Source organism: Jatrophihabitans endophyticus (assembly GCF_900129455.1).
Lineage (GTDB): Bacteria > Actinomycetota > Actinomycetes > Mycobacteriales > Jatrophihabitantaceae > Jatrophihabitans > Jatrophihabitans endophyticus.
Map to the genome: position 1 here is coordinate 624,052 of NZ_FQVU01000003.1, position 14,867 is coordinate 638,918.

Annotated in this window: 16 protein-coding genes; 9 read left to right on the top strand and 7 right to left on the bottom strand. The window is 73.6% G+C overall.

Annotated features, from left to right (window positions below; translation table 11 throughout):
- Window positions 1–15 precede the first annotated feature (15 nt).
- On the bottom strand, window positions 16–510 hold the full coding sequence (locus tag BUE29_RS13095) for a DUF3093 domain-containing protein (RefSeq protein ID WP_073390756.1): 495 nt from the start codon (window positions 508–510) through the stop codon (window positions 16–18).
- Window positions 511–535: 25 nt separating this feature from the next.
- Between BUE29_RS13095 and dut the strand changes: the two genes are divergently transcribed.
- From dut to BUE29_RS13115, 4 genes are read left to right on the top strand one after another with little or no spacing between them, the layout of a single operon-like run.
- Complete coding sequence (gene dut / locus BUE29_RS13100; RefSeq protein ID WP_073390757.1) at window positions 536–1,048, top strand: dUTP diphosphatase; 513 nt, start codon at window positions 536–538, stop codon at window positions 1,046–1,048.
- Window positions 1,048–1,683, top strand: coding sequence for a DUF3710 domain-containing protein (locus BUE29_RS13105; protein WP_073390758.1), 636 nt, complete (start codon window positions 1,048–1,050; stop codon window positions 1,681–1,683). Before dut ends, BUE29_RS13105 begins: the two co-directional genes overlap by 1 nt.
- Before the next feature lie 48 nt (window positions 1,684–1,731).
- Complete coding sequence (locus tag BUE29_RS13110; protein ID WP_200800170.1) at window positions 1,732–2,115, top strand: OB-fold nucleic acid binding domain-containing protein; 384 nt, start codon at window positions 1,732–1,734, stop codon at window positions 2,113–2,115.
- Window positions 2,112–2,819 (top strand): DUF3159 domain-containing protein, encoded by a 708-nt coding sequence (locus BUE29_RS13115; RefSeq protein ID WP_073390760.1) that lies wholly within the window; start codon window positions 2,112–2,114, stop codon window positions 2,817–2,819. The genes BUE29_RS13110 and BUE29_RS13115 overlap by 4 nt, the downstream gene beginning before the upstream one ends.
- A gap of 35 nt (window positions 2,820–2,854) precedes the next feature.
- Here the strand turns inward: BUE29_RS13115 and BUE29_RS13120 are convergent, their stop codons facing one another.
- Both BUE29_RS13120 and BUE29_RS13125 read right to left on the bottom strand, forming a co-directional pair.
- Window positions 2,855–3,514, bottom strand: a complete 660-nt coding sequence (locus BUE29_RS13120) for a potassium channel family protein (RefSeq protein WP_073390761.1) — start codon at window positions 3,512–3,514, stop codon at window positions 2,855–2,857.
- On the bottom strand, window positions 3,514–4,179 hold the full coding sequence (locus BUE29_RS13125) for a potassium channel family protein (RefSeq protein ID WP_073390762.1): 666 nt from the start codon (window positions 4,177–4,179) through the stop codon (window positions 3,514–3,516). The genes BUE29_RS13120 and BUE29_RS13125 overlap by 1 nt, the downstream gene beginning before the upstream one ends.
- Before the next feature lie 145 nt (window positions 4,180–4,324).
- Between BUE29_RS13125 and BUE29_RS13130 the strand changes: the two genes are divergently transcribed.
- The 5 genes from BUE29_RS13130 to BUE29_RS13150 are packed head-to-tail and all read left to right on the top strand — an operon-like array spanning window position 4,325 to window position 11,553.
- Window positions 4,325–6,370, top strand: a complete 2,046-nt coding sequence (locus tag BUE29_RS13130; protein ID WP_143168195.1) for an APC family permease — start codon at window positions 4,325–4,327, stop codon at window positions 6,368–6,370.
- Window positions 6,363–7,649 carry a class I SAM-dependent RNA methyltransferase gene (locus tag BUE29_RS13135; RefSeq protein ID WP_084181015.1) on the top strand — a complete coding sequence of 429 codons (1,287 nt, stop codon included), beginning with the start codon at window positions 6,363–6,365 and terminating at the stop codon, window positions 7,647–7,649. The genes BUE29_RS13130 and BUE29_RS13135 overlap by 8 nt, the downstream gene beginning before the upstream one ends.
- 27 nt (window positions 7,650–7,676) lie before the next feature.
- Window positions 7,677–9,641, top strand: a complete 1,965-nt coding sequence (gene dxs / locus BUE29_RS13140) for a 1-deoxy-D-xylulose-5-phosphate synthase (protein ID WP_073390764.1) — start codon at window positions 7,677–7,679, stop codon at window positions 9,639–9,641.
- Between the two features lie 17 nt (window positions 9,642–9,658).
- Window positions 9,659–10,360 (top strand): response regulator transcription factor, encoded by a 702-nt coding sequence (locus tag BUE29_RS13145; RefSeq protein ID WP_073390765.1) that lies wholly within the window; start codon window positions 9,659–9,661, stop codon window positions 10,358–10,360.
- Window positions 10,357–11,553: a sensor histidine kinase gene (locus BUE29_RS13150; RefSeq protein WP_200800171.1), complete on the top strand. Its 1,197-nt coding sequence runs from the start codon at window positions 10,357–10,359 to the stop codon at window positions 11,551–11,553. The genes BUE29_RS13145 and BUE29_RS13150 overlap by 4 nt, the downstream gene beginning before the upstream one ends.
- Before the next feature lie 55 nt (window positions 11,554–11,608).
- Here BUE29_RS13150 and BUE29_RS13155 read toward each other — a convergent pair whose 3' ends face one another.
- The 4 genes from BUE29_RS13155 to BUE29_RS13170 all read right to left on the bottom strand — a co-directional run bounded on the left by BUE29_RS13155 (window position 11,609) and on the right by BUE29_RS13170 (window position 14,752).
- Window positions 11,609–12,460, bottom strand: coding sequence for an HAD family acid phosphatase (locus BUE29_RS13155; protein WP_073391150.1), 852 nt, complete (start codon window positions 12,458–12,460; stop codon window positions 11,609–11,611).
- Between the two features lie 158 nt (window positions 12,461–12,618).
- Complete coding sequence (locus BUE29_RS13160) at window positions 12,619–13,863, bottom strand: HRDC domain-containing protein (RefSeq protein WP_073390767.1); 1,245 nt, start codon at window positions 13,861–13,863, stop codon at window positions 12,619–12,621.
- 31 nt (window positions 13,864–13,894) lie between these two features.
- Window positions 13,895–14,476, bottom strand: a complete 582-nt coding sequence (locus BUE29_RS13165; protein WP_073391151.1) for a DUF3000 domain-containing protein — start codon at window positions 14,474–14,476, stop codon at window positions 13,895–13,897.
- 54 nt (window positions 14,477–14,530) lie between these two features.
- Window positions 14,531–14,752, bottom strand: coding sequence for a hypothetical protein (locus tag BUE29_RS13170; RefSeq protein WP_073390768.1), 222 nt, complete (start codon window positions 14,750–14,752; stop codon window positions 14,531–14,533).
- Window positions 14,753–14,867 lie beyond the last annotated feature (115 nt).

A 14,867-nucleotide genomic window follows, 5' to 3' on the forward strand; every position in this document is an offset into this window, starting at 1 on the left:
CGCTGGGACGCGCGATCAGGCGCGGGCGCGCAGCACCGACACCAACCGCTCGGGGTGGCGGGTGCTCACCACCCAGTACGGCGTGGGGTCGTCCTCGTCGTCGAGCCACACCTGCACGCCGGGACCGATCCAGGGCCGGATCGACACGTACGCCGCCGGGTCGCCCTCGCGACCGACCACCAGGCGCAGCGTGCGCGCGTCCAGGGCGACGGCGCCCGTGACGTAGGTCAGCGGAAGGTGGGCGCCGCGGACCCGCAGCTCGCCGGCCACGACCTCCACCCGGCTGCGGCCGATCCACCAGACGACGCCGGCGGCGAGCGGCAGCATGATCCCGAACGGCAGCCAGACCGTGAGGTGCAGCCCCGCGACCCGGAACTCGGCCGCGAGCAGGGCGGCCACACCGACCGCCACGAGGTACCACCACCACGGGGTGCGCAGCACCTCGCGGTACTCCTCGGCCCGGGCCGCGGCGGGGGCGCGGTCGGCGGGACTGTCGCTGCCGGCGCTCACGTGGTCGAGGGTAGCCTCACGCGCTGTGACTGCCGACGGCCCGCGGGTGCTCGTGCGCAAGCTGGACGACGGGGTCCCGTTGCCGCTCTACGCGCTGCCCGGTGACGCCGGGGCCGACATCGTGGCGGCCCGGGACGTCGTCCTCGCCCCCGGTGAGCGCGCCGTGCTGCCCACCGGGCTCGCGCTGGCGGTGCCGACCGGGTACGCCGCCTTCGTGCACCCCCGTTCCGGCCTGGCGGCGCGGGCCGGCCTCGGTCTGGTCAACGCCCCCGGCACCATCGACGCGGGCTACCGCGGCGAGGTCAAGGTCATCGTCATCAACCATGACACCGCGACACCGTTGCGGCTGAACCGTGGCGAGCGCATCGCGCAGCTCGTGATCCAGCGCGTCGAACGGGCCCGCTTCGTCGAGGTCCCCGAGCTGCCCGAGTCCGAGCGCGGCGCGGGTGGTCACGGCTCCACCGGCGGCGCGGCCGCCCTGTCCCCGACCGCGGCCGGCGGACCGGGCCCGTCGCAGTCCCAGGAAGGAAACCAGTAGTGCCAGGACGACGCAGGCAGAAACGGACCGAGGCGTCCAAGCTCGACGCCACGCCGCCGTGGGAGCAGCGCATCCGCGAGGACGCGGCCGCGACCACGGGTCCGTTCGACGAGCGGGACGCCCCCGAGGACGAGGTCGCGCGCGTCGACCTCGGGGCGCTGCGCATCCCGGTCGGCGAAGGCTTCGACATCCGCGTCGACCTCGACGAGACGCGGCAGGTCGTCTCGGCGACGCTCGCCGGCCCCGACGGGACGATGCAGCTCGGCGTGTTCGCCGCCCCGCGCAACGAGGGCATCTGGGACGACGTGCGCACCGAGATCGCGGCATCGCTGAACGCGCAGCGCAAGGGCTCGGCCACCGAGCAGGACGGCCCGTTCGGCACCGAGCTGCACGGCACGGTGCCCGACGAGTCGGGCCGCGGGACGGTGCCGGTGCGCTTCGTCGGCGTGGACGGCCCGCGCTGGTTCCTCCGCGCGATGCTGGCCGGGCCCGTCGCGCAGGACGCGGCGTCGGCGCAGCGCTTCGAGCAGGCGCTGCGCGACGTCGTCGTGGTCCGCGGCAGCGAGCCGTTGCCGGTGCGCGAGCCGGTCCCGCTGCAGCTGCCCGAGGGCGTCGAGCTGCCCGAGCAGGGTTAGGCCAGCGGCGGGGAGCGCCGGCCGGGGCGGCGGTTTACGCTGGGCGGCGTGGGACGCCGAAACTCGTTGCTGCGCCGCCTCACCGCGAGCGCGGAGTCGTTGGACGCCGTCGACCTGCAGGAAGCGGTCGAGGAGCGTTCGTGCACCTCGGTGTGCGACCTGCGTCGCGGCGGGTCCGTGCGCGTCGTCGGACGCCTGAAGTCCGTGGTCTACACGCCGAGTGAGACCGTCCCGACCCTCGAGGCCGAGCTCTTCGACGGGTCGGCCTCCCTCGATCTCGTGTGGCTCGGGCGGCGGCGCATCGCCGGGGTCGAGCCGGGCCGGCGGGTGATGGCGCGCGGGCGCGTCGGCATCCACAACGGCCGCCACGCCATCTACAACCCCTGGTACGAGCTGCTGCCCGCCGGTTCGCCGGCGGGCGAGCAGGCATGACCGACCGTCCCGGGGACGGCGTCGCGGACGGCCCGGGGGACGGCGTGGAGCCGTCCCCGTCCGGCGCGACGGCTCGACGCGACCTGCGCGAGACGTACCGCACGCAGATGCTCGCCAGCATCGGCGGCTGGCAGGGCGCGCTGATCACGGCGATCCCGACCACGGTCTTCGTGATCGTCAATGTGGTCACGACGCTGCGCCCGGCCGTCGTCGCGGCGGTGGCGACGGCGCTGGTGCTGACCGCCTACCGCCTCGTGCGCAAGCAGCCGACGCAGCAGGCGCTGTCCGGGCTCTTCGGCGTGGTCGTCGCCGCGCTCATCGCCGCGCGCACCGGCGAGGCGCGCGGCTTCTTCCTGCTCGGCATCTGGACCAGCTTCGCCTACGCCGTGCCCTTCGCGATCTCGCTGGTGGTGCGGCGGCCGCTGATCGGGCTGGCGTGGGAGTTCCTGGATCCCACCCCGACCGCGTCGGACGCGCCGTGGCACCGGCACCGGCCGCTGCTCGTGGCCTACACCTGGGCGACGGCGGCGGCGACGCTGGTGTTCCTCGCCCGCGGCCTCGTGCAGTGGCACCTCTACGGCGACAACGCGACCGGGTGGCTCGCCTTCGCGCGGATCGCCATGGGCTACCCGCTGTTCATCCTCGCCGCCGGCTTCAGCTTCCTCGTCGTCACCCGCGCCCGCCGGCGGCTGGCCGCCGCCTGACGGCAGCGTCCGGCCGACGGCACGGGCGCCCGGACTCAGGTCGGCAGGACGGCGCCGCGCAGGGCGGGCTCGGCACCGGGCGAGGCGACGAAGAGCAGCTCGTCGCCGGGTTCGAGCGGCTCGTCGGGGTTCGGCGCGATGACGCGCGGGCCGCGCACGATGCCGACGAGGGTCACGTCCGGCGGGAGGGCGAGATCGCGCACCGGCTGCCCGGACACCGGCGCGTCCTCGGGCAGCGTGAGCTCGACCAGGTTGGCCTGGCCCTCGCGCAGCCCGAACAGCCGCACGACGTCGCCGACCTCGACGGCCTCCTCGACCAGCGACGCGAGCACCCGCGGCGTCGACACCGCGACGTCGACGCCCCACGCCTCGGTGAACAGCCACTCGTTCGCGGGGTGGTTGATGCGGGCGACGACCCGTCGCACGGCGAACTCGGTCTTGGCCAGCAGCGACACGACGAGATTGGCCTTGTCGTCACCGGTGGCGCCGACGACGACGTCGCAGTCCTCGAGCCGCGCCTCCTCGAGGTTGTCGACCTCGCAGGCGTCGCCGTGCAGCCAGTCCGCCCCGACCACCCGCTCCGGGTCGATCTTGCGGACGTCCTTGTCGATGAGCAGCACCTGGTGCCGCTTCGAGATCAGCTCCCGGGCGATCGAACGCCCGACCGCGCCCGCGCCGGCGATGGCGACCCTCATCACTCGTTCCCTTCCGGCGCGCGGCCGGCGATCTCGCGCAGGGTGGCGGCGTGCTCGTCGGCGACGGCCATGTAGAGCTTGTCGCCGGACTGGATGAGCGTGGACGGGACGGGCAGCGCGCCGCTGCCGAAACGGTTGTACAGCGCGGCCCGCGCGCCGGTGGCGACCTCGAAGTCCGTGACCGGTCGGCCGACCCACCCCTCGTGCGGCGCCACGGCCACGATCGCGACGTGACCGGACGGGTCGCGCCACGCCTCGGCGGAGGTCTCGCCGAGCACGGCCTTCATCAACCGCGTCGAGGTCCACGGCACCGTGGCGACGGTCGGGATGCCGAGCCGCTCGTACACCTCGGCCCGCCGGGGGTCGTAGATCCGCGCCACGACGCGGGTGACGCCGAAGGTCTCGCGGGCGACGCGGGCGGCGATGATGTTGGAGTTGTCGCCGCTGCTCACCGCGGCGAACGCGCCGGCCTCCTCGATCCCCGCCTCGACCAGGGTCTCCCGGTCGAAGCCGACCCCGCGGACCATGCGGCCGGGGAAGTTCTCGCCGAGCCGCCGGAAGGCGAGCGGGTCCTGGTCGATGACGGCCAGCGTGTGGTCGAGCGGCGCGAGCTGCAGCGACAGCGCGGCCCCTACCCGTCCGCACCCCATGATTACGATGTGCACGACACCTCTCAACGTCCCGCTGGAACGACTGGCAACAGCGGAACACGAGGCTAGCTGGTAGCCGACGACAACAGTGAAGGGCCGGGCAGGCGGACTCGTGGCCTTGTTACCCCGCGTGCTGAAGCGGATCGTCATCGGCAGCCCGATGTCGTCCGAGCAGGCGGGTCACACCCTGCTCAAGAAGCGCCTGGCGCTGCCCATCTTCGCCAGTGACGCGCTGTCGAGCGTGGCGTACGCGACGCAGGAGATCCTGATCGTCCTGACGATCGGCGGCACCGCGTTCCTCTACCTCGCGCCGTGGATCGCGGCGGCCGTCGTCGTGCTGATGACCGCCGTCGTGCTGTCCTACCGGCAGCTGGTGCGGGCCTACCCGACCGGCGGCGGCGACTACGAGGTCGCGTCGAAGAACATCGGCCGCGCGGCCGGGGTGGTGGTGGCGAGCGCGCTCCTCGTCGACTACGTCATGACGGTCGCGGTGTCGGTCTCGTCCGGCGTCGACAACGTCATCTCGGCCGTCCCCGCCCTCGGCCAGCACCGCGTCCTCATGGCCCTGCTGTTCGTCATGCTGCTCGCAGCGGTGAACCTGCGCGGGCTCAAAGAGGCCGGGCTGACCTTCGCCGCGCCCACCTACCTGTTCGCCGGCGGCGTCTTCATCATGATCGGGACGGGGCTGCTGCGCACCGTCCTCGGCGACGCCCCGGTCGCCGAGAGCGCCCACCACCAGATCGAGCCGCACTCGGGGTACGGGTCGCTGGGCCTGCTGGCGCTGATGTTCTTCACGCTGCGGGCGTTCTCGTCCGGCTGCACGGCCCTCACCGGTGTCGAGGCGATCGCCAACGGCGTCCCGGCATTCCGGCCGCCCAAGGCCCGCAACGCGCAGATCACCCTCGCGGCGATGGGTGCGATCGCGGTGTCGATGTTCGTCGGGCTCACCGCGATGGCGCTGATCTCCGACGTCCGGATCACCGAGGACACCACGACCAGCTGCGCGTTCTCCGACGTCGCCGACAGCGTCTGCGACGACCGGCCGCAGCGGACCGTGATCGCGCAGGTGGCCGGTGCCATCTTCGGCGGACCGCACTCGGTGGGCTTCTTCTACATCCAGGCCACCACGGCGCTGATCCTGGTGCTGGCCGCCAACACCGCCTTCAACGGCTTCCCGCTGCTCGGCTCGATCCTGGCGCGCGACAAGAACCTGCCGGCCCAGCTCAACAACCGCGGCGACCGCCTCGCCTACAGCAACGGCATCCTGGCCCTCGCCGTCGTGGCCGGCTTCCTCATCTGGATCTACGACGCGAACGTCACCCGGCTCATCCAGCTCTACATCATCGGCGTCTTCACCTCGTTCACGCTGGGGCAGAGCGGGATGGTGCGGCACTGGAACCGGCTGCTGCGCACCGAACGCGACCCGCGGGAGCGGGCGCGGGTGAAGCGCTCGCGGCTCATCAACGGCTTCGGGGCGACGCTGTGCGCGATCGTGCTGGTGATCGTCGTGCTGACGAAGTTCACGAAGGGCGCGTACCTGGTCCTGATCGCGATGCCGATCCTCTACGTGATCATGCGCGCCATCAACAAGCACTACGCCCGCGTCGCCGACGAGCTGGCCACGGAGGACACCGGGCTGCTCATGCCGTCGCGCAACCACGTGATCGTGCTGGTGTCCAAGGTGCACAAGCCGACGCTGCGGGCCCTCGCGTTCGCGAAGGCGACGCGTCCGGACACGCTGACCGCGCTCACCGTGAACATCGACGACGAGACGACCCGTGCCCTGCAGGCGGAGTGGGAACGCCACGACCTGCCGGTGGCGCTCACCGTCGTCGAGTCGCCGTTCCGCGAGATCACCCGGCCGGTGCTCGACTACATCAAGAAGCTGCGGGCAGACCGGCCACGCGACGTCGTCAGCGTGTTCATCCCCGAGTACGTCGTCGGCAAGTGGTGGGAGCAGCTGCTGCACAACCAGTCGGCGTTGCGGCTCAAGGGCCGGCTGCTGTTCCAGCCCGGCGTGATGGTGACGAGCGTGCCGTGGCAGCTGGAGTCCTCGGCCACCAAGGCGAAACGGCCCATCCCGCCGGACGGGCCGGCGGCGCCGCGCACCGGAGCGCCGGTGCGCACCCCCGAGGCGATCCCGGGTGCCGTCCCCACCGGCCCGGGCGGGAAGCCCAGCGACGACGTCCCGATCACGAGTGGCTGAGTCGAGCAGCGCCGACGCAGCGGGGTTGTCGGGTCGCACCCTCGAGGTCACCGTGGGCGGTCCCGCCCACGGCGGGTCGTGCGTCGCGCGCTATCCGGAACCGGACGGGCGGGCGGTGTTCGTCCGACACGCGCTGCCCGGCGAACGGGTGCGGGCGGTGGTGACGTCCGACCGCGGCGGCGCGTACTGCTTCGCCGACGCCGTCGAGGTGCTCGAGGCCTCGCCGGACCGCGTCGAGCCGCCCTGCCCGTACGCCGGCCCGGGGCGCTGCGGCGGCTGCGACTGGCAGCACGCGACGCCCGCCGCGCAGCGTGAGCTCAAGGCGGCGGTGATCCGCGACCAGTTCGCCCGGATCGCCCGGCAGGACGTGTCGACGCTGCTGCACGGCGTGGAGGAGCTGCCCGGAGGTCCGCTCGGCTGGCGCACCCGCAACCTCTACGCGGTGGGCCGCGACGGTCGCGTCGGGCTGCGCAAGCACGCGTCCCACGAGATCGTGACCGTCGAGCACTGCCCGCTCGGCGTGCCCGGGGTCGCTGACCCGCCGGAGCCGCCCGTGCCGCCGCGTGGGGTGACCGGGATCGAGGCGGCGCGCGGCACCCTGCCCGACGTCGCCGTGCTCGCCCACCGCGCCGGCGGCAACCGGCAGCGGCGGGGCCGGCGCCCACCCGACCGGGTCGAGGTGGTCACCGGCCCGCGGCGGCTGCACCACCACGCCCTGGGCCGGGACTTCCGGGTGGCCGCCGGCGGGTTCTGGCAGGTGCACCCCGCCGCGGTCGAGGCCTTCGCCGCCGCGCTGCTCGCGGCCGTCCGGCCGGCGGCGGGGGAGCGGGTGCTCGACCTCTACGCCGGGGCCGGCGCGCTGACCGCGGCGCTGGCCGCGGCGGTCGGGGAGTCCGGCGCGGTCATCGGCGTCGAGTCGTCGCGGACCGCGGTGGCCGACGCCGCCGCGAACCTCGCCGATCTGCCGCAGGCCCGGGTGCGGCACGGCCGGGTGACCGCCGACGCCCTCACCGACCTCGCGGTGGGGCCGGACGTCGTCGTCCTGGACCCGCCGCGGACCGGTGCCGGCCGCGACGTCATGACCGCCCTGATCGGCCTCGGCCCCCGGGCCATCGGCTACGTGGCGTGCGACCCGGCGGCCCTCGCCCGCGACGTCGCGGTGGCCGCCGAGCACGGCTGGCGGCTCGCGAGCCTGCGCGCGTTCGACGCCTTCCCGATGACCCACCACGTCGAATGCGTGGCCGGTCTCGTCCCGCCCGGCGCGGTGTCGGCGGGGTGACCGGCCGTCCGGACGTAGGATCGCCGGGTGACACGGGTACTGGACGGCCTCACCGGCCCGGCCGACCTGCGGGCCCTGGCCGACGACGATCTCGCCACTCTCGCCACCGAGATCCGCGACCTGCTGGTCGAGACGGTGGCACGCACCGGGGGGCACCTCGGCCCCAACCTCGGCGCCGTCGAGCTGACGATCGCGCTGCACCGGGTGTTCGACTCGCCGACCGAGCCGATCCTCTTCGACGTCGGCCACCAGGCCTACGTCCACAAGATCCTCACCGGCCGGGCCGGGCAGATGCCGACGCTGCGCCAGGGGGGTGGCCTGTCGGGCTACCCGAGCCGGGCCGAGAGCCCGCACGACTGGATCGAGAACTCGCACGCCTCCACGGCGCTGTCCTACGCCGACGGCCTCGCCAAGGCCTACCAGGTGCGCGGCGAGCGTCGCCCCGTCGTGGCCGTCGTCGGCGACGGCGCGCTCACCGGCGGCATGTGCTGGGAGGCGCTCAACAACATCGCCGCGTCCGACCGTCCCGTCATCGTGGTCGTGAACGACAACGGCCGGTCCTACTCGCCCACGGCGGGCGGGTTCGCGCAGCACCTGGCGGGGTTGCGGCTGTCGCCGAACTACGAGCGGACGCTGCGCCAGGTCAAGGGCGCGCTCGGGCGGACCCCGGTCGTCGGGGCGCCGCTCTACGACGCCCTGCACGGCGTCAAGCGCGGGTTGAAGGACCTGCTGCAGCCGCAGGGCATGTTCGAGGACCTCGGCCTGAAGTACTTCGGCCCCGTCGACGGCCACGACGTCGCCGCGCTCGAGGCGGCGTTCCGGATGGCCCGCGGCTTCGACGGCCCCGTCATCGTGCACGCCGCCACCCGCAAGGGGTACGGCTACGGGCCGGCCGAGAACGACGAGGCCGACCAGATGCACCAGTCCGGCGGTTTCGACCCGGTCACCGGACTCGCGCGCAAGGCCTCCGGCCGGACCTGGACGAGCGCGTTCGGCGAGGAGCTCGTCGCCATCGGCGAGCGCCGCGACGACGTCGTCGCCATTACCGCGGCGATGTGCGAGCCCACCGGCCTGGGCGCGTTCCTGCGCCGCTTCCCTGAGCGCACCTACGACGTCGGCATCGCCGAGCAGCACGCGGTCACGTCGGCGGCCGGGCTCGCCTCGGGCGGCCTGCACCCGGTCGTCGCCGTGTACGCGACCTTCCTCAACCGGGCGTTCGACCAGCTGCTCATGGACGTCGCGCTGCACCGGCTGCCGGTGACCGTCGTGCTCGACCGCGCCGGCGTCACCGGCCAGGACGGGCCGAGCCACAACGGCATCTGGGACCTCGCGCTGCTGGGCATGGTGCCGGGGCTGCGGCTCGCGGCGCCGCGCGACGAGCCGTCGTTGCGCGAGCTGCTGCGCGAGGCCGTCGACGTCACCGACGGTCCGACCGTCGTCCGGTTCCCCAAGACCCCCCTCGGCGACGACCTCCCGGCGCTGCGGCGCGTCGGCGACGTCGACGTGCTGGCCGAACCGGCCGCCGACGCCGCGGCCGACGTGCTGCTGGTCGCGGTCGGCTCGACCGCCGGCGAGGCGCTCGGCGCCGCGGCGGCGGCCGGTCGTGCCGGCTACTCGGTCCGGGTCGTCTCGCCGCGCTGGGTGACGCCCGTCGACCCTGCCCTGGTGGCCCTCGCCGCCGACGCGGGGCTCGTCGTGACCGTCGAGGACGGCGTCGAGACCGGCGGAGTCGGCGCGCGGCTGGCGCAGGCCGTGCGCAACGCGGGGTCCGACGTTCCTACCCGGGAGATCGGCGTACCGGTACGGTTCCTCGAACACGGCAGCGTGGCGGACGTCAAGGCGTCCGTCGGGCTGACCGTTCAGGACATCGGGCGGCGGGTCGTCGAGTGGGCCGCGTCGGTGGCGCGGCCCGGCCGCGTCGCGCTGGACGGATCAGGTCAGGACGCCGACGTCGCAACGGTGCGGCGCAGCGGCGACAACGGGGGACAGTAAAGAGCGGGAGGCCGGGGATGCGGATCCTCGTCGTGGAAGACGAAGTACAGCTTGCGGAGGCCGTCGCGCGTGGCCTGCGGCGTGAGGGAATGGCGGTCGATGTCGCGACCGACGGCGACGAGGGGTATCGCAAGGCCGCCCTCACTCGTTATGACGTCGTGGTGCTCGACAGGGACCTGCCCGGGATGAACGGCGACGAGATCTGCCGCCGGCTCACCGACGAGGGTGTGCTCACCCGCGTCATGATGCTGACGGCCAGCGGGACGGTCGAGGACAAGGTGTCGGGTCTCGCGCTCGGTGCCGACGACTACCTCGCCAAGCCGTTCGCCTTCGCCGAGCTCGTGGCCCGAGTGCGGGCGCTCGGTCGGCGCACGACGCCGGCGGCGCCGCCGGTGCTCAGCGCGGGCAACATCGAGCTCGACTCGTCCAAGCGCACCGTGACGCGCAGCGGGGAGCTCATCGACCTCACCCGCAAGGAGTTCGGCGTCCTCGAGACGCTGATGATGGCCGACGGGGCCGTCGTCAGCAGCGAGGAGCTGCTCGACCGCGTGTGGGACGAGAACGCCGACCCGTTCACCACCACCGTGCGGGTGACGATGATGACGTTGCGCCGCAAGCTCGGCGAGCCCGCGATCATCGACACGGTGGTCGGCTCCGGCTACCGCATCGACCCCAACGTCCTCGGTGCCGAGGCTGAGGGAGCCGGGACTCGCCAGTGAGGTTCTTCCGCCCGACGCTGCGCCTGCGAATGGCGTTGCTGTACGGCGGTCTCATCTTCCTGGTGGGGATCTCGCTGCTGTTCACCTGCGCGATCCTGATCAACAACGCGATCAGCGACCTGCCGGTCTACAACAGCAACCAGCCCGTCTACACCCGCGATCCGGACGGCGCCTATCGGCAGATCCCGATCCAGCAGGCGGGGCAGGTCGCGCAGGACAGGGCGCTCACCTATTTGCTGCATTCGGGCCTGCTCTACTTCGCGATCATCGTGGTCATCGGCACCACCGGCGGCTACCTGCTGGCCAAGCAGGCATTGCGTCCGATCGCCCGGTTGACGCAGACGGCCCGCGCGCTGTCGACCGAGACGCTCGACCAGCGCATCAACCTCGGCGGCCCGGACGACGAGCTGCGCGAGCTCGCCGACACCTTCGACGCGATGCTCGCCCGGCTCGACGCCGCCTTCGACAGCCAGCGGCTGTTCGTGGCGAACGCGAGTCACGAGCTGCGCACCCCGCTGTCGGTCATCAGGACCGAGCTCGAGGTCACCCTGGGCGATCCGGACGCCGACGACGAGGAGCTGCGGCGCATGGGGTCGGTGGTCGCGAGCGCGACCGACCGCGCCCAGCGGCTGGTCACGTCGCTGCTCAGCCTGGCCCGGCTGCAGGCGGTGAGCGGCAGCGAGCTCGAGGTCAGCGAGACCGTCGACCTCGCGTGGCTCGTCCCGGCCGCCCTGCACGCCGTGACCGCGGAGGCCGACGAGAAGGGCATCCGCATCGAGACCGAGGTCGACTCCGCGCAGACCAGCGGCGACCCGCGGCTGCTGGAGCGACTCATCGGCAACCTGGTGGAGAACGCGATCCGGCACAACGTGCCCGACGGTTGGCTGCGGGTGACGACCGGGCAGAGCGCGGACAAGGTGTGGCTGCACGTCGCCAACGGCGGGACGGTCATCCCCAACGGCGACGTCGACCGGCTCTTCGAGCCGTTCCGGCGCGGTGGCCGCATGCGTACCGCCACCCGCGGCGCCGGCCTGGGGCTGGCCATCGTCCGGCTCATCGTCGAGGCGCACCGGGGCAAGCTGCAGGCCGCCGCCCCGCCGTTCGGCGGTCTCGCGATCCGCGTCGAGCTGCCGCGCGAGCACGACGTCCCCGTCGCGCGGACCGAGCGCGCCGGCGCCGACGCCGTCGCCTGACCTCCACTTTTGGCGGGAGAGCGCAGCATGCTGCGCTCTCCCGCCAAAACCGTGATCAGGGCAGGTAGTACATCGGGTTGGGCAGCTTGTAGGTGCGGTTCGCGTACCCACCGGACAGATCGCTGTACTGGTCGCCGAAGTTGGCGACGATGTCGTAGCCCTGCGACTCGATGTACTTACGGGTCAGCGACTTGTACTGGATCGTCGTGCAGGTGCGGTTCGCCGACGGCTGGTAGCACGAGCCGTAGATCGGCTTCGTGAGGTCCTTGAGGTAGAGGTTCGCGCTGCTCACGTCGTAACCCTCGGACGTCAGGTTCTGGATCGTCCCGCTGCGCTGGGCCTCCGGGCGGCCGGTGAGGAAGAAGACCGTGTACCCGCGGGCCTCGGCGTACTTCTCCAGGTCGACGACGTGCGGGACGGCGCGGAAGACGTTGCCGTTGACGAACGCGGCGTTCGTCGTCGGGTTGTAGACGAAGTTGGAGTAGATCTCGTAGCTGTACGTGTTCAGCGTCGTGTCGTCGACGTCGAACAGGATCGCCTTCTTGGCCCGCGCCGGGGCGTGGCGGTGCTTGCCGAGGTACTGCTTCGCGCCGCGGACGATGCCGCCGACCTCGTGGGCGTAGTTGCCGGTGGGCGAGAACGTGTGCAGCGCGGTGCCGTCGATCGGGTTCGTGCGGTCGGGGTCGACGGTGTCGCCGTAGTAGCCCTTGATCGCCGTCTTGACCTGGTCGATGTTCTGGATCTGGTCGGCGCGGGCGGGTGTCGTCGGCGGGGGCGGCACGGGGCGGGCGGCGCGATCGGCCGTCGCCGAGTTCGACGCGGTCAGGGCGGCGGCGCCGAGCGCGGCGGTCGTGACGGTCACGGCGGCGGCACGCGCCCAGCGCGGCGTGGCGGAGAGCCTGGTCATGGTGAAGTGCACCTTTCGTCGTGGAGTGCCCCCACCCTGGCTCAGAACCGGGTGTGAGCCAAGGGGGCGTGACGGGGGATTGCTGCCACCACGTCCGGGTTCGGACGCCGGCGGCCCGGCTACGAGCGGCAGCGGCGGGACCGGACGGGGCGAGGGCGTCAGGAGTCGGCGAGCGCGGCGGCCAGCGGGTCGGCGGTGAGCTCGACCTGCCACGGCCGGGCGCCGAGCTCGACGAGCCGTGCCCGGACGGCGTCGCCGTCGGCCGGGGCCGGCGGCTGCCAGCACAGCCGCCGCACGACGTCGGAGGCGAGCAGGTTCTGGGCCAGCACCTGGTGCTGCTGGGCGAGCCGGGACACCGCGTCGCGGGCGGCGGCCAGCCGGGCCGCCGCGGCCGGGTCGCGATCGCGCCACCGCGCCGGGGCGGGAATGCCGTCACCACCGCCACCGGTGATCGGCGGCAGTTCGTCGTCGGGCAGGGCACGGGCCGCCTCGAGCGCGCCGAACCAGCGATCGAGCCGGCGCCGCTGGCGCGGGCCACCGAAGACGGGCAGCGCGGTCAGGTCGGCCGGCCGCGCCGGGTTGCGGCGGGCGGCCTCGACGATGGCGGCGTCGGGCAGCACGCGTCCGGGGGCGACGTCCCGCTCGGCGGCGTACTCGTCGCGGGCGTGCCACAGGGCGCGGACCGCGGCCAGCTGCGGGCGGCTGCGCAGCTTGTGGATGCCCGAGGTGCGCCGCCACGGGTCGACCCGCGGCGGCGGCGGCGGGGCCAGCCGGACGGCCTCGAACTCCTGCTGCGCCCACTCCAGCTTGCCGGCCGCCTCGAGCGCCTCGGCGAGCACGTCGCGCAACGGGACGAGCAGCTCGACGTCGAGCGCGGCGTAGACCAGCCAGTCGTAGGGCAGCGGCCGCGTCGACCAGTCGGCGGCCGAGTGCCCCTTCTCCAGCCCGACGCCGAGGTGCTTCTCGGCCATGGTGCCGAGCGCGACGCGTTCGTCGCCGAGCAGCCGGCCGGCGAGCTCGGTGTCGAACAGCGACGCCGGACGCAGCCCGAGCTCGGCCAGGCAGGCGAGGTCCTGGTTGGCCGCGTGCAGGATCCACTCGGCGTCGCCCACGGCCTCGTTCAGCCCGCTCAGGTCCGGTAGCGCGATGGGGTCGATGAGGACGGTGCCCACGCCGGCACGGCGCAGCTGCACCAGGTAGGCCCGCTGGCTGTAGCGGTAGCCCGACGCCCGCTCGGCGTCGATGGGCATCGGGCCGCGGCCACCGCGCATCGCGGCCACCACGTCGGCGAGCTTGGCCGCGTCGGTCAACGGCTCGGGCACACCGTCGCGCGGCTCGCGCAGGACGGGGACCGGGGCAGCGGCCGAGGCTTCCGCGTCGTCCGTCGTGTCGGGCTGCTCCACCGGGGGTTCCGGCGGCGGTTCCGGCGCCACGTCAGGCCGGGGACAGGATGGTCACACCCTCGGGCGGGAGGCCGGCGGCGGTGCAGAGCAGGTCGACGAAGCCGAGCAGGTGCGGGGCGAGGTCGGCGCTGTCGGCCGTCCAGGACGCGCGAAGCTCCATCGTCACCGAGGTTGCGGGGCCGGCGACGTCGCCGAAGCGGGTGGACGTGGTCTGCGTGACGGTGCCGCCGGCGGCCCGGTACGCGGCGCCGTGCTCGTCCAGCGCGCCGGTGAGCCAACTCCAGCCCACCGTCGGCAGCATCGGGTCGATGCCCATGGCCTCGTCCAGCTCGGCCGAGGCGTAGGCGACGAGCCGCAGGACGCCGTCCCAGGCGTCGTGGCCGCTCGGGTCGTGCAGCAGGACGAGCCGGCCGGTCGCCAGGTCGACGCCGGCGGCCTCGCCGGTGCCGGCGATCTCGGCGCTGAGCGCGTAGCTGTAGGGCGCGAGGCGCTGCGGCGGGCGCAGCGCCTCGACCCGGACCTCCGGGCGCACCCGCGTGCCGGTGAGGCTCGCGACGGCGCTGCGGAAGACCTCGGGGGTCGGCTTGGCCTCGGTGGCGTCGGGCTCGGGCATCGTCACCTGCTCGACGAGGGATTCGGGGAGGGGCTCGACGGGAGAGAGCATGGCTCAGGCCGCATGGCGCGGGGAACGGACCGCACGGCGTGCGATCGGCCGGCGGCCGGGCAGCGCGAGCTGGATCAACGGGGCGTCGAGCAGCAGCGCGGTGCCGCACTCGACGCAGGCGCGGTCCGGGCACAGCTCGCCGTGGCCGTCCACGCACGGCGGCGTCTCGGTGAGGCACTCGCGTTCGCAGTGCGGGCAGTACAGGTAGGGCGGTTCGGCCGTCACGGCAGACTCCTCTCGGCGCGTCGTCGCGATCGCCCGGTCGAGAGCGACCGGTTCGCGGTCGGGCGAAGGGCCTCAACCTCGCACAGGGTGACGACGATCGCCCGCAGGCGCGCCG

Excerpts from the sequence above, each read along its gene's own strand:
- BUE29_RS13115 (WP_073390760.1), top strand. The coding sequence starts at position 2,112 with ATGACCGACCGTCCCGGGGACGGCGTCGCGGACGGCCCGGGGGACGGC.
- BUE29_RS13120 (WP_073390761.1), bottom strand. The coding sequence starts at position 3,514 with ATGAGGGTCGCCATCGCCGGCGCGGGCGCGGTCGGGCGTTCGATCGCC.
- BUE29_RS13130 (WP_143168195.1), top strand. The coding sequence starts at position 4,325 with ATGTCGTCCGAGCAGGCGGGTCACACCCTGCTCAAGAAGCGCCTGGCG.
- BUE29_RS13145 (WP_073390765.1), top strand. The coding sequence starts at position 9,659 with ATGCGGATCCTCGTCGTGGAAGACGAAGTACAGCTTGCGGAGGCCGTC.
- BUE29_RS13155 (WP_073391150.1), bottom strand. The coding sequence starts at position 12,460 with ATGACCAGGCTCTCCGCCACGCCGCGCTGGGCGCGTGCCGCCGCCGTG.
- BUE29_RS13165 (WP_073391151.1), bottom strand. The coding sequence starts at position 14,476 with ATGCCCGAGCCCGACGCCACCGAGGCCAAGCCGACCCCCGAGGTCTTC.